The 14,450-nt window shown below is 70.4% G+C and carries 6 protein-coding genes; all 6 read left to right on the plus strand.

Translation table 11 applies throughout. The annotated features are described in order from the left end of the window. Nucleotides 1–5: 5 nt before the first annotated feature. The 6 genes from ACFPPA_RS18865 to ACFPPA_RS18890 all read left to right on the plus strand — a co-directional run bounded on the left by ACFPPA_RS18865 (nucleotide 6) and on the right by ACFPPA_RS18890 (nucleotide 14,257). A complete protein-coding gene (locus ACFPPA_RS18865; RefSeq protein WP_377322775.1) occupies nucleotides 6–5,006 on the plus strand; it encodes an alpha-2-macroglobulin family protein in 5,001 nt (1,666 codons plus the stop codon). 113 nt (nucleotides 5,007–5,119) lie between these two features. Further along, nucleotides 5,120–7,519, plus strand: a complete 2,400-nt coding sequence (gene pbpC / locus ACFPPA_RS18870) for a penicillin-binding protein 1C (RefSeq protein ID WP_377322777.1) — start codon at nucleotides 5,120–5,122, stop codon at nucleotides 7,517–7,519. Between the two features lie 102 nt (nucleotides 7,520–7,621). After that, nucleotides 7,622–9,067: a TolC family protein gene (locus tag ACFPPA_RS18875; RefSeq protein WP_377322779.1), complete on the plus strand. Its 1,446-nt coding sequence runs from the start codon at nucleotides 7,622–7,624 to the stop codon at nucleotides 9,065–9,067. After that, nucleotides 9,064–10,140: an efflux RND transporter periplasmic adaptor subunit gene (locus ACFPPA_RS18880; RefSeq protein WP_377322781.1), complete on the plus strand. Its 1,077-nt coding sequence runs from the start codon at nucleotides 9,064–9,066 to the stop codon at nucleotides 10,138–10,140. The genes ACFPPA_RS18875 and ACFPPA_RS18880 overlap by 4 nt, the downstream gene beginning before the upstream one ends. Then, nucleotides 10,137–13,184, plus strand: coding sequence for an efflux RND transporter permease subunit (locus ACFPPA_RS18885; RefSeq protein WP_377322783.1), 3,048 nt, complete (start codon nucleotides 10,137–10,139; stop codon nucleotides 13,182–13,184). The genes ACFPPA_RS18880 and ACFPPA_RS18885 overlap by 4 nt, the downstream gene beginning before the upstream one ends. A gap of 44 nt (nucleotides 13,185–13,228) precedes the next feature. Beyond that, the gene (locus ACFPPA_RS18890) at nucleotides 13,229–14,257 is read left to right on the plus strand and encodes a YncE family protein (RefSeq protein ID WP_377322785.1); all 1,029 of its coding nucleotides are present in this window, start codon (nucleotides 13,229–13,231) and stop codon (nucleotides 14,255–14,257) included. The last annotated feature ends 193 nt before the right edge of the window (nucleotides 14,258–14,450 follow it).

The raw sequence follows: 14,450 nt of genomic DNA on the forward strand, positions 1-14,450 counted from the left end.
AATCCATGTCGTCACGTCGCTCGTCCGCTCGTCGTCCGCGTCGTGCGCTTGTCCGCGCCGGCCTGGTGTTGCTGGCCGGCCTGGCCATCGCCGCGTGCAACCGCGGCGGCCATGAGGCCGGCAAGCCGAGCCTGCAAGGTGGCCCCGCGCCCGGCGCGAGCAGCGCCCGGCCCGCGGCGCAAGCCGCCTTCGGCCTGGTCTCGGCCGGTTCGGAAACCAGCGAGTCGCGCAGCGCACTCACCCTGCGTTTCAATGCCGCGCTGGCATCGGCGCAGGCGTTCGATGCGCTGATCGCGGTGACCGGCCCCCGCGGCGAAGTGGTCAGCGGCAGCTGGAACCTGCAGGACGACGGCAAGACGCTGAAGTTTCCCTACGTGCAATCCGACACGCGCTACGCGGTGCAGCTGAAGGACGGCCTGCTGGCCGCGGACGGCCGCACCCTGGGCCACGCGGTCAAGCGCGACATCTATTCCGGCAACCTGCCCGCCGCGGTGGGGTTCGCCTCGCACGGCAGCGTGCTGCCTGCACGCGGCACGCGCGGCCTGCCGCTGGTGTCGATGAACGTGCACGACGCCGACGTGGAGTTCTTCCGCGTACACGAGGACGCGCTGTCCGACCTGTTCTGCGCCTACCCGGCCAACAAGCACCGCGACAGCTACGAGCTGGACCACGACGTGCGCGACTGGGATACCTGCGACAAGAACACCCGCCTGCGCCGGCCGATCACCGACATGGCCGACTCGGTCTACGCCAACCACTACACCCTGGGCGGCGATGCCAACGAGCGCACCGTGACCTACCTGCCGGTGCAGGGCATTCCCCCGCTGGCCCAGCCCGGCGTGTACATGGCGGTGGTCAAGCAGGGCGGCACGTTCAAGGGGTCGTACGACACCTCGATCTTCTTCGTCAGCGACCTCGGCCTGCACCTGCGCGTCTACCGCGACAACGTGCTGCTGCATGTGGCTTCGCTGCGCGACGGCACGCCGGTGACCGGCGTCGACGTGCAGATCGACGACGACGGCGGCCATACCCGGCTCAAGGCCACCACCGACGGCAGCGGCAATGCGCTGATCGCCTACAAGGTGAGTCCGTCCGACGTGCTGATCGCCCGGCACGGCAAGGACGTGTCGGTGCTGCCGTTCAACCGGCCCGCGCTGGACGTGTCGAACTTCGACATCACCGGCCGGCGCCAGGCGCCGTTCGAGGTGTTCGCCTGGTCCGGCCGCGACCTGTACCGGCCCGGCGAGACGCTGCGCGCGTCGGCCCTGCTGCGCGACGACGACGGCAAGCCGATGAAGCCGCAGTCGCTGTTCGTGCGGCTGAAGCAGCCGGACGGGCGCAGCCTGCTGGACAAGCGGCTGGAGCCGCGCGACCTCAACTATTTCGAACTCAGCCAGGTGATTCCCGCCGACGCGCCCACCGGCCTGTGGCAGCTGGAATTCCGCCTCGACCCGGCCAGCAAGGAGGCGGTGCAGGCGTTTCCGTTCCACGTCGAGGAGTTTCTGCCCGAGCGCATGAAGGTGGCGCTGTCCAGCCCGCAGGCCCTGCTGCAGCCGGGCCAGCCGCTCAAGCTCAAGGTGGATTCCAGCTACCTGTACGGCGCGCCCGCCGACGGCAACCGCTTCACCGCCAAGCTGCTGGTGGCGCCCGAGGTGCACCCGCTGGAGGCGATGAAGGACACCTATTTCGGCGACCCCACCGTCGAGTTGCCCCGGAGCGCCGACGATGTGCTCGACGGCAAGCTCGACGCGCAGGGCCAGCTGGTCCGGGACATCGAGCTGCCCGATGACGTGAAGCCGGTCGCGCCGCTGGCGGTGACCGTCTCCGGCAGCGTCTACGAAAGCGGCGGCCGCGCCGTCACCCGGCTGCTCAAGCGGGTCTACTGGCCGGCGCCGCAGCTGGTCGGCGTGCGGCCGCTGTTCGATCCGAAGCAGGGGGCCGAAAGCGAGGGCAATGCGCGCTTCGAGATCGTGCGTGCGGACGCCGCCGGCAACAAGGTGGCCGCCTCGCACCTGAAGGTACGGCTGCAGCGCGAGCTGCGCGATTTCTACTGGCTGTACGAACGCAATGGCGGCTGGAAGTCCGATGCCAACCAGCGCCTGCAGCTGGTCGAGGAAAAGGACGTCGACATCGCCGCAGGCAGCTCCGCCGCGGTCGAGTTTCCGGTGGCGTGGGGCAGCTATCGGGTCGAGGTGTACGATCCGGCGACCCGGCTCACCACGGTGTTCCCGTTCTTCGCCGGCTACAGCTGGGACGACGAGAACCTCGGCAAGGAGGCGCGCCCGGACAAGGTCAAGCTGCAGCTGGACAAGGCCCGCTATCACGCCGGCGACACCCTGAAGGTCACGGTGACGCCGCCGCACGATGGCCCCGGCGTGCTGCTGGTGGAATCGGACCACCTGCTGTACACGAAGAACATCGAGGCGAAGGCCGGCGCGACCTTCAGCATCCCGGTGACGAAGGACTGGGAGCGCCACGACGTCTACGTGACGGCGCTGGTATTCCGTGGCGGCGAGGCGGACGAACACACCACGCCGGCCCGCGCGATGGGCATCGAGTACGTGGCGATGGATCGCAACGAGCGGCGTTTTCCGCTCAGCCTGAAGGCCCCCGCGATGATGCGCCCGGGCCATCCGCTCGAGGTCGGCGTGCAGGCCGGCGGACTGGCCGGCAAGCAGGCATTCGTCACGCTGTCGGCGGTGGACCAGGGCGTGATCAACATCACCGACTATCCGGTGCCCGACGCCTGGGCCTGGATGTTCGCCAAGCGCGCGCTCGGCATCGATGCCTACGACCTGTACAGCCGCATCATCGAGGCGATGGACGGCGAGCAGGCGCGCCTGCGCTACGGCGGCGACATGAGCGGCAAGGCGTTGCCCAAGGCGGCGCGGCTCAATCCCAAGGTGCAGATCGTCGACCTGTTCAGCGGCCCGGCCACGTTCGATGCCCGGGGCAGGGCCACCCTGCATGTCGACGTGCCCGACTTCAACGGCAGCCTGAGGCTGTCCGCGCTGGGGTGGACCGACGAGCGCTTCGGCAATGCCGACGGCGCGATCACCGTGCGCGCGCCGCTGGTGGTCGAGCCGAGCACGCCACGGGTGATGGCCGCCGGCGACAAGGCGTTGATCAGTCTCGATCTGAAGAACCTGTCCGGCAAGGACGGCATGGCGAAGGTCAGCGTCAAGGGTGGCGGCCCGATCAGCGTGCAGCACGCCAGCCAGAGTGCGTTGCTCAAGGACGGCGCCGGCACCACCCTGAGCATGCCGGTCACCGCGCAGGCCGGCGCCGCCGTGGCCACGGTCGACATCCATGCCGAGCTCAACGACTACCAGGTCGACCGCCACTTCGAGTTCGCCGTGCGCCCGGCCTGGCCGGAGGTGGTGCGCACCACGCCGATGGCGCTGCAGGACGGCAAGCCGCACGCGTTCGGCGCCGACCTGATCGCCGACCTGCTGCCGGCGACGGTACGCGCGCGCATCACGCTGAGCACCTTGCCGCCGCTGCCGTATGCGGCCGCGTTGCGCGACATCCTGCGCTACCCGTATGGCTGCATCGAACAGACCACCAGCAAGGGCTACGCCGCGCTGATCCTCGACGGCGCCACCGCGCGGGCGCTGGGTGCGCCGGTGATGAGCGACAACGTGCGCAAGGCCGCGGTGGACGGCGCGCTGGCCCGCATCGCCTCGTTCCAGGCCAGCAGCGGCCACTTCAGCTTCTGGGGTGGCAGCAGTCCGATCCAGACGTTCACCACGCCGTACGTGGTGGACTTCATGCTCGACGCCCGCGATGCCGGTTTCGCCGTGCCGCAGGGCGTGCTGCAGAAAGCCCTGCAGCGACTCAACGACGACCTGCTCGGCGGCGGCCATGCGTACTACGGCTACGAGCACCACGACCACATGCGGCTGGCCGACGAAGCGTATTCCGGCTTCGTGCTGGCGCGGGTCAACCGCGCGCCGCTGGGCACGCTGCGCGCGATCTTCGACAACGAGCGGCAGAAGCTGGTGGCGCCGCTGCCGCTGGTGCACCTGGGCGTGGCGTTCAAGCTGATGGGTGACAACGAGCGGGCGCAGAAGGCGGTGGCCGAGGCGTTTGCGTGGAACAAGGAGCGTCCCTGGTACGTGGGCGACTACGGCTCCGAGCTGCGCGACCTGGCGCAGATGGTGGCGCTCACCCACGCCTACGGCATGAACAGGCCCGAGTACGATGCCAGGCTGGTCGACTGGGCGCGCGACGCCACCGCCAACGTGCGCAAACGGCAACAGCAGAACGCGGACTACCGCTGGTCGTGGTCGTACCTCAGCACGCAGGAACAGGTCGCCATCGCGCGCGTGGCCCGCGCCTTCGGTGCCGGCGAAAAGGCGCCGCTGGCCGCCACGCTCAGCGTCAGCGGCAAGACCGAAACCGCGCCCGACCAGCGCGTGTGGAGCCGCGAAGTGAGCGCGGCCGAGCTCAAGGCCGGCGTCACCGTGCAGCCCACCAGCAACGCCACCCTGTTCGCCACCCTCGACGTGGCCGGCATCCCGAAACTGGCGCCCGCGCCCGACCCCAGCCAGATCGACGTGCGCCGCAGCTACTTCACCACCGACGGCAAGCCGTGGAGCGGCGACCGCTTGAAGGAAGGCGACACCCTGATCGTCGAGCTCACCATCGAGGCGCGCATGGCGATTCCCGATGCACTGGTCACCGACTTGTTGCCCGGTGGCCTCGAAGTGGAAAACCTCAACCTCGGCGGTGCGCAGCAATGGTCCGGCGTGGTGATCGACGGCATCGACCTGGACCAGCACACCGCCGCCGCCCAGGTGGTGCACGAGGAATACCGCGACGACCGCTATGCCGCCGCGCTCAACCTCAGCCGCGGCGATGCCGCCCACGTGTTCTACCTGGTGCGCGCCGTGACGCCGGGTACCTACACCGTGCCGCCGCCGCTGGTGGAGGACATGTACCGCCCGGCGTTGCGTGGCATCGGCAAGGTGACGCCGGCCGCGCTTACCGTGGTCGAACCGTAGCGTGGTGGGAGCGGCTTCAGCCGCGATGCTTCTGCTCTGAGGTCGGCAACAGCAAGCGCATCGCGGCTGCAGCCGCTCCCACAAAAGCCGATCCACCAAGTCGTGAGCCGAGCATGAGCGATCCCGCCACCACCGTTGCACCGCCACGCCGCTCCCGCGCATGGCGCTGGCTGCGCGCGGCCGTGATGGGGCTGGCCGCGATGTTGCTGATCGCCGCGCTGCTCGATCGCCTCTTCCCGATGCGCCTGCCCGCGCCCGACACCGGCAGTACGGTGGTGCTGGCACGCGACGGCACGCCGCTGCGCGCGTTTGCCGACAGCGATGGCGTGTGGCGCTACCCGATCACGACGAAGCGGGTGTCGCCGCTGTATCTCGAGGCGCTGCTCAGCTACGAGGACCGCTGGTTCTACCGCCACCCCGGGGTCAATCCGTATGCGCTGGCGCGTGGGCTGGCCGGCGCGCTGGTGCATGGGAAGATCGTGTCCGGCGGCTCCACCCTGACCATGCAGGTGGCGCGCATCATCGAACCCGGCTCGCGCGGGTTTCGTCCGCACACGTTCGGCGGCAAGCTGCTGCAGATCTTGCGCGCGCTGCAGCTGGAGGCGCACCTGAGCAAGGCGCAGATCCTCGACCTGTATCTCGACCACGCGCCGTTCGGCGGGCCGATCGAGGGTGTCGAGGCGGCCTCGTGGGCCTACCTCGGCAAGCCGGCCAGCCAGCTCTCGCGCGCCGAGGCGGCGCTGCTGGTGGTGCTGCCGCAAGCGCCCAGCCGCTTGCGGCCGGACCGCCATCCCGCCGCGGCGCGCGCCGCGCGCGACAAGGTGCTGGGGCGCCTGCGCGATCTCGGGGTATGGCGCGCCAGCGACGTGCAGGCCGCCGCGATCGAGCCGGTGGTGGCGCGCTCGCTGCGCACGCCGCTGAGCGCCGCGCTGCTGGCCGAGCGCCTGCACGAACTCCAGCCGCATGCCCGTCGCATCGTCACCACCATCGACGCCAACCTGCAGCGCGCCGCCGAGGACCGGGTCACCAGTTATCTTTCGCGGCTGCCGCCGCACACTTCCGCCGCGCTGCTGGTGGTGGACAACGCCACGCTGGAAACCCGCGTCTACGTGGGCACCGCCGAGTTCGGCGACCCGGTGCGCGCGGGTCATGTCGACATGGTGCGGGCGCCGCGCTCGCCCGGCTCCACGCTCAAGCCGTTCCTGTACGGCCTGGCGCTGGATGACGGCCTGATCGACTCGCAAAGCCTGCTGGTCGATGCGCCGCAGGATTTCGGCGGCTACCGCCCCGGCAATTTCGACGAGGCGTTCAGCGGCCCGGTCAGCGTGGCCGAGGCGCTGCAGCGTTCGCTCAACGTGCCCGCGGTGGACGTGCTCGACCGGGTCGGCCCGACCCGTTTCGTGGCGCGGCTGGCCAACGGCGGCATCGACCTGGGCCTGCCCGCCGGCGCGCAACCGAACCTGTCGATCATCCTCGGCGGCGCCGCCACCCGGCTGGAAAACCTGGTCGGTGCGTACACCGCGTTCGCCAACGGCGGCATCGCCGGCACGCCGCGCTACACCGTCGAGCAAGCCGCGCAGCCGCGTCGGCTGCTGTCGCCGGGGGCGGCGTGGATCATCCGCGACATCCTCGGCAGCAACCCGGCCGATGTCGAGGGAGCGCCGCTGGAAGGGGCGATCGACCGGCACGCCAACGTGGCGTGGAAGACCGGCACCAGTTACGGCTATCGCGACGCCTGGGCGCTCGGCGTGACCGACCGCTGGACGATCGGCGTATGGATTGGCCGTCCGGACGGCACCCCGTCGCCGGGCCAGTACGGCGCGGTGACCGCGCTGCCGCTGCTGTTCCAGATCGCCGACATGCTGCCGCAGCGCGGCGGTCGTGCGCATGCCGCGCCGCCGGCCGGCGTGCAGGCGGTCGAGATCTGCTGGCCGCTCGGTGGCGCGCGCGCGGCGACCCCGGCACCGCTGTGCCGGCAGCACCGCACCGCGTGGGTGCTCGATGGCGCGCTGCCACCCACGTTCGCCGAACGCGACCTCGGCGCGTGGGCGTCCGGCCTGCTCACCCTGCGCGTGGACGAGCGCGGCCGGCGCCTCAGCGGCGCCTGTCACGCCAGCCACGAACACACCGTGCAACTGGCGCGCTGGCCGGCACTGCTCACGCCGTGGCTGGGCGTGGACGACCTTCGCGCCTCGGCACTGCCGCCGCTGGCCCCCGCCTGTGCGGCCGATTCGCTCGATCTGGCCAGCCCGATCCGGATCACCGGCCTGAACGATGGAGTGACCCTGCGCCGCGCGCCCCACGGCGATCACCCGCTGCGCGTGACCCTGCATGCACTGGGCGCGCAGGGCAGCGTGCAATGGCTGCTCGACGGGCGCCTGCAGGGCAGCAGCGAAGGCGCTGGCCCGTGGCTGCTCACGCTGGGCCGGGCCGGGGACTTCCGGGTCACCGCGCTCGCCGGCAATGGCGCCTTCGCCACGCTGACACTGCACGTGCTGGATCCGCGCCGCTGATCGCGGCGCCAACCGCTGGATGCATGCCGTGCACGCTCGAACGGGCAGGATCGAGCGGGCATGCTTAAGAGAGAACTAAGCGCCGGTCGACCAGAATGGGTCATGCCTCCCACCATTTCCCATCGACACGTCCCCGTGCCGGCATCCCGTCGACGGCGCCCGGACGTCTGCCGCGCGTTGCTGCCGCTGGCATGGGCGATCGTCGCCACGCTGGTCCAGTCCGGCTGCGCCAGTTATGCCCCCTTGCCGCTGGGCCACGCCGACGGCGCGGCCAGCGTGGCGCAGCTCAGTGCGCCGACGGCGGACATGCCGCTGCCGGCGCTGGCGGGGCATCGCTTCGATCCGTCCGACGGGCTGGACGTGACCGAGACGGCGATGCTGGCGGTGGCGAACAGTCCGGAGCTGCGGCTCAAGCGCGATGAACTCGGCGTGGCCCGGGCGCAGGCGTTCGCCGCCGGCCTGCTGCCCGATCCGCAAGTGGGCGTGTCGGCGGATTTTCCGCGCCAGTCCGGCGCCGGCCTGACCACCGCGTACAGCCTCGGCCTCAGCGAAGACATCACGGCGTTGCTGACGCGTTCCTCGCGCAAGGCGGCGGCGCGCAGCCAGGCCGACCAGGTCAACCTCGACCTGCTGTGGGCTGAATGGCAGACCGTGGCCCAGGCGCGTCTGCTGTTCGACCAGGTGCACAGCCTGCGCGCGCAGCAGGCGCGGCTGGAAGGCGAGCAACGCGCGCTGGCCACGGTCAGCCGCTACATCCAGGCCGCGTTGAAGGCCGGCAACCTCACCTACGACGGCGCCAGCGCCGGCCTGAATGCCGAGGCGGACGTGCGCAAGCGCGTGGCCGACACCGCGATCGCGCTGCACCAGGCCGACAGCGATCTGCATCTGCTGCTGGGCCTGGCGCCGGCGGCACCGCTCGATCTGGTCGGCGCGCCGTATCGCAGCGAGCCGGGTGCGGCACAGGTGCAGGCGGCGCTGGACGACCTGCCGCGGCGACGACCGGACCTGCTGGCGTTGCAGGCCGGCTACCGGTCGCAGGAGCAGCGCGTGCGCGGCGCGATCCTGGCCCAGTTCCCCGCATTGGACATCGGCTTCAACACCGCCCGCGACACCAGCGCGGTGTATACCCATGGCGTCAGCATCGGCATCACGCTGCCGCTGTTCGATCGCAACCGCGGCAACATCGCGATCGAGCGGGCGACCCGCCAGCAACTGCACGACAGCTACGCGGCCCGGCTGCTGGCGACCCGCAGCGACATGCAGCGCATCACCGGCGACCTCGCCACGCTGGACCGTCAACTCGCCACCCTGGGCGCGCACGTGCGCCAGCTCGACCAGGCCCGCGCGGCCGCCGAACGCGCATGGCAGGCCGGCACGCTGGACTGGCCGACCTATCTGGCGATCCGCGGCAACGCGCTGAGTGCCGACCTGGATCTGCTGACGGTGCGGCAGGAGCAGGCGCGGCAGTCGATCGCGCTGCAGGCCCTGCTCGGCAACACCGACCTGGCCACCACCCACCCCGTCACTGCCAAAGCGTCCACGCCATGAATCGTTCCGTCCTGCTCCCCGGTCTGTGCGTGTTGCTGCTGTGCGGCCTGTTGTCCGGTTGCGGCAAGGCGGCGCCGGACGACGACGAGGCGGAGGCACCGGCAGCGGCCGGCCAGGTCGCGGTGAGCACCGCGGCGCCGGTGCGGCAGACCTTCCACGACACCATCGAGGCGTGGGGCAGCGCTGCCGGCGACCCGCAGCATGCGCGGGCGATCAGCCTGGCGCATGGCGGTCAGGTCACCGCGCTGCGGGTGGCGGCGGGGCAGACCGTGAAGCGCGGCCAGCCGCTGCTGACGATCACGCCGGAGCCGACCGCGCGCAGCGCGTATCAGCAAGCGCAGAACGCGCTGACCCTGGCCGCGGGGGAACTCAAGCGTACTGAACAGTTGGCAGCGCAGCGGCTGGCCACGCAGTCGCAGCTGGCGTCCGCGCGCAAGGCGCTGGCCGATGCCGAATCGGCGCTCGCGGCGCAGCGGGCGCTCGGTGGCGGCGCGGCCACGGAAACCGTCGACGCGCCGGCCGACGGCGTGATCACCGCGCTCGACGTGGGGCTGGGTGAGCGCGTCGCCGCGAACGCGTCGCTGCTCAGCTTCACCCCCGCCCATGCGCTGGTTGCCCTGCTCGGCGTGCAGCCGGAAGACGGCGCGCGCCTGCATCCGGGCATGTCGGTGCAGCTGCAGCCGGTGTATGGCGCGAAGCAGACCTTCGTCGGCACGCTGCGCATGGTCGGCCAGTCGGTCGATCCGCAGACCCACCTGCTCGGCGCCCAGGTCGAGCTGCCCGCCGCCGCCGCCGGCGCCCGCCTGGTGGCCGGGGCGGCACTGGACGCGCAGATCCACACGGCGGATTTCACCGCGTGGGCGGTGCCGCGCGGTGCGGTGCTGCATGACGAGCATGGCGACTATCTGTTCCAGCTCGAGCACGGTCATGCCAGGCGGGTCGACGTGAAACTGCGCAGCCCGCACGGCGATCCCGTCGGCGTCGAGGGTCCGCTCGACGCGAAGGCGAAGGTGATCGTGCTCGGCGTCTACGAGCTCAACGACGGCGATGCGGTGCGGGAGTCCGCCAAGTGAGTGTCACCGCGTGGATGCAGCTGCATCGGCGCTCGCTGCTGTTCCTGGCGCTGATGCTGGCGATCGGCGGCATCGCCAGCGCGTTCCTGATGCCGGTGGCGCTGTTCCCGAACGTGGCGTTCCCGCGCGTGCAGGTGACCCTCGACGCGGGCGACCGGCCGGCCGACCAGATGGCGATCGAGGTGACCACGCCGGTGGAGGAGGCGGTGCGCCGCGTGCGCGGCGTGCGCGATGTGCGTTCCACCACCAGTCGCGGCAGCGCCGACATCGCGGTGACCTTCGACTGGGGCGCGGACATGGCTGCCGCGCTGCAGGAGGTGAATGCCGCGGCGGGCCAGGCGTTGCCGCAGCTGCCCGCCGGCACCCAGCTGTCGACCCGGCGGATGGATCCGACCACGTTCCCGGTGCTGGCCTACAGCCTGCGCTCGCACACGCAGTCGCCCAGCGCGCTGCACGACCTGGCCGAGTACCAGCTGCGCCCGCTGTTGAGCGGCATCAGCGGCGTGGCGCATGTCGACGTGCAGGGCGGCGAGGTGGCCGAGTTCCATGCCGATGTCGATCCGGACAAGTTGCGTGCGCTGAACCTGAGCCTGGGCGAGGTGTCCGCCGCGGTCGGCCATGCCGCCACGATCCAGGCGATGGGTCGGGTCTCCGATCACTACAAGCTGTTCCTGCTGCTGGCCGACAACCAGCCGAAGACGATCGATGCGCTGAGCCACGTGGTGCTGCGCGCGGGCCCGGGCGGCGTGGTGCGCCTGGGCGATGTGGCACGGGTCAGCCTGGATCACGTGCCGCAATGGATCAAGGTCAACGCCGACGGCCAGAACGCGGTGCTGGTGCAGGTCTACCAGCAGCCGGCCGGCAACAGCGTGCAGATCGCCACGGAGGTCAAGCAGCGCCTGGCCGACTACGCGCCGCAGATGCCGGCCGGGGTGACCATCGCCAACTGGTACGACCAGACCCAGCTGGTCACCGGTGCGGCCAGCAGCGTGCGCGACGCGATCCTGATCGGCATCGTGCTGGCCGGGCTGGTGCTGTTCGTGTTCCTGCGTAACACGCGGGTGATCCTGATCGCGCTGATCGTGGTGCCGGCGGTGCTGGCGATCACGGTGCTGCTGCTGCGCGTGCTCGGCATGAGCTTCAACATGATGACCCTGGGCGGCATGGCCGCGGCGGTGGGGCTGATCATCGACGACGTGATCGTGATGCTCGAGCACATCATGCGCCGGCTCAACCAGGGCGAGGGCCAGGTGCACGAGCGGATCGCCGGCGCGGCGTGGGAGTTCACTCGCCCGCTGACCGGTTCCAGCGCCGCCACGGTGGTGATCTTCCTGCCGCTGGCGTTCCTGTCCGGGGTCACCGGCGCGTTCTTCAAGGCGCTGTCGCTGACCATGGCCAGCGCACTGATCATTTCGTACCTGCTGACCTGGATCGCGGTGCCGCTGCTGGCCGAGCGCTTCATGGACAAGCGCCACCTGGTCGAGCATCCGCCGTCGCGCTTCACCACGCGGATGATGGACGGCTATCAGCGCCTGCTGGCGCGCTGGCTGAAGCGTCCGCTGCTGGTGCTGCTGCTGGTGCTGCCGCTGCTGCTGGTCGGCGGCTTCGCCTACAGCCGGGTCGGCACCGGCTTCATGCCGAACATGGACGAGGGCGGCTTCATCCTCGATTACCTGTCGGCCCCGGGCACCTCGCTGCAGGAGACCGACCGGCTGCTGCGCCAGGTCGAGGTGATCATCCGCGCCAATCCCTACGTCGACACCTATTCGCGCCGCACCGGCCTGCAACTGGGCGGCGGCCTGACCGAGGCGAACCAGGGCGATTTCTTCGTACGCCTGAAGAACGGCTCGCGTCCCTCGACCGAGGAGGTGATGACGCAGATCCGCACCCAGGTCGAACGGAAAGTGCCGGGGCTGGACATCGAGCTGTCGCAGCTGATGGAGGACCTGATCGGCGACCTGGTGGCGGTGCCGCAGCCGATCGAGATCCAGCTGTACAGCGACAACCCGCAACAGCTCGACGCCACCGCCCGCAAGGTGGCCGCCGCGATCGGCAAGATCAACGGCGTGGTCGGCGTGCGCGACGGCATCAACCCGGCCGGCGACGCGCTGACCGTGCAGGTGGACCCGGCCAGGGCGGCGTTGCAGGGACTCGATCCGGTCGGCGTCACCGACCAGGTGGCGGCGGCGATCGACGGCACGGTGGTGGCGCAGTTGCCCGAGGCGAGCAAGGTGATCGGCGTGCGCGTGCGCCTGCCGCTCGGCGATCACCAGCGGCTGGAGCAGGTCGCTGCGTTGCCGATCCGCGCCGGCGACGGCCATCTGCTGCCGTTGTCGCAGGTGGCGACCCTGCGCGAAGTGCAGGGCCAGCCGGAAATCACCCGCGACAACCTCAAGCAGATGGTCGCGGTCACCGGCCGCATCAGCGGGCGCAGCATGGGTTCGGCGATTGCCGACGTGAAACAGGTGCTGGCCCGGCCAGGCATGCTGCCGAAGGGCATGTTCTACCAGCTCGGCGGGCTGTATCAGCAGCAGCAGCAGGCATTTCGTGGCCTGACCATCGTGATGCTGGCAGCGATCGCGCTGGTGTTCACCCTGCTGCTGTTCCTGTACGAGAGTTTCCGCGTGGCGCTGGCGATCCTGGCGATGCCGCTGCTGGCGCTGCCGGCCGTGTTCGTCGGCCTGTGGCTCACCGGGATCGAGCTGAACATCTCCTCGATGATGGGCATGACGATGATCGTGGGCATCGTCACCGAGGTGGCGATCTTCTACTTCTCCGAGCTGCAGGACGCGGAGGCCGATCAGGCCCTGCACGGCGCGCTGCACGAGGCCGGCAAGCACCGCACCCGGCCGATCCTGATGTCCACGCTGGCGGCGATCCTGACCCTGCTGCCGCTGGCGCTGGCGCTGGGCCAGGGCTCGCAGATGCAGCAGCCGCTGGCGGTGGCGATCATTTCCGGCATGCTGCTGCAGTTGCCGCTGGTGTTGCTGGTGATGCCGGTGCTGTACTCGCTGCTGCGTCGTCGCGGCGCGCCGCCGGCATGAGTCGCGCGATCATTCCCTCCTGCCGATCACTCAAGGTGCCCGCCATGAAAAAGCTGCTTCGCTCCGTTGCGCCGGCCATGTTGCTGCTGGCGCTGCCGTTCACCACTCACGCCGCGGCACCGGCACCCACGCCGCGGCTGCTGTCGACCCTGCCGCTGGGCGGCGCCGGCGGCTGGGATTACCTCAGCTTCGATGCGGCGCGTCGCCATCTGTTCGTCAGCCGCGGCGACCGCGTGCTGGTGATCGACATCGATCACCACAAGCAGATCGGCACGATCGCCAACACGCCCGGCGTGCATGGCATCGCGCTGGCGCCGGACCTGGGCCGGGGTTTCACCAGCAACGGCAGGGGCGCCTCGGTGACCGAGTTCGAGCTGGCCACGCTGAAGACGGTGGCCACGATCACCGGCACCGGCCAGAATCCCGACGCGATCCTGTACGACCGTGCCTCGCACCACGTGCTCACCTTCAACGGCCACAGCGCGTCGGCCAGCGTGATCGACCCGGCCCAACGCGCCGTGATCGCCACCATCGCGCTGCCCGGCAAGCCGGAGTTCGCGGTGACCGACGGCGCCGGCCACGTCTACGTGAACATCGAGGACAAGTCCGAGCTGGTGCAGCTCGACACCACCCATAACAAGCTGCTGCACGTGTGGCCGCTGGCACCGTGCGAGTCGCCCAGCGGGCTGGCCATCGACACCCGTCACCACCGCCTGTTCTCGGTCTGCGACAACCGGATCATGGCCGTCACCGACGCGAGCGACGGCCGCCAGATCGCCAGCGTGCCGATCGGCGACGGCCCGGACGCGGTGGCGTTCGACCCGGCCGAGTCGATGATCTACAGCTCCAACGGCGAGAGCGGCACGATTACCGCAGTGAAGCAGGACGACCCCGATCACTACCGCGTCACCGCCACCATCCCCACCCAGGTCAGCGCGCGCACGCTGGCGCTGGATCCCAAGCTGCATCGCCTGTACCTCTCCGCGGCACGCCTGGGCAAGACCCGTCAGGCGAACGGACGGCCGACGGTGGAGCCGGACAGCTTTGTCGTCATCACGGTTGGGCGGCCCTGAGGTTCGCGTCGTCGGGGGCATTGAGCAACGCACTCCGCGGTAACCGCCATCCGGGGGACCGGGGAGAGCATGCGGACGGGTTGCCTGCGTCCCCCGCTGCAGCGTGCTTTCCCACCGTGGGCCGAGCGGAACCCGGCCGTGCGCCATTGCGAAAAGCGGAAGCACGCAACAGGTGGCGGAGCCGCAAAAACTT

The organism is Rhodanobacter ginsengisoli, from assembly GCF_042657065.1.
Lineage (GTDB): Bacteria > Pseudomonadota > Gammaproteobacteria > Xanthomonadales > Rhodanobacteraceae > Rhodanobacter > Rhodanobacter ginsengisoli.

What these genes read in the sequence shown, in the direction of transcription:
- ACFPPA_RS18865 (WP_377322775.1), top strand. Translation starts at nt 6, where the DNA reads ATGTCGTCACGTCGCTCGTCCGCTCGTCGTCCGCGTCGTGCGCTTGTC.
- pbpC (WP_377322777.1), top strand. Translation starts at nt 5,120, where the DNA reads ATGAGCGATCCCGCCACCACCGTTGCACCGCCACGCCGCTCCCGCGCA.
- ACFPPA_RS18875 (WP_377322779.1), top strand. Translation starts at nt 7,622, where the DNA reads ATGCCTCCCACCATTTCCCATCGACACGTCCCCGTGCCGGCATCCCGT.
- ACFPPA_RS18880 (WP_377322781.1), top strand. Translation starts at nt 9,064, where the DNA reads ATGAATCGTTCCGTCCTGCTCCCCGGTCTGTGCGTGTTGCTGCTGTGC.
- ACFPPA_RS18890 (WP_377322785.1), top strand. Translation starts at nt 13,229, where the DNA reads ATGAAAAAGCTGCTTCGCTCCGTTGCGCCGGCCATGTTGCTGCTGGCG.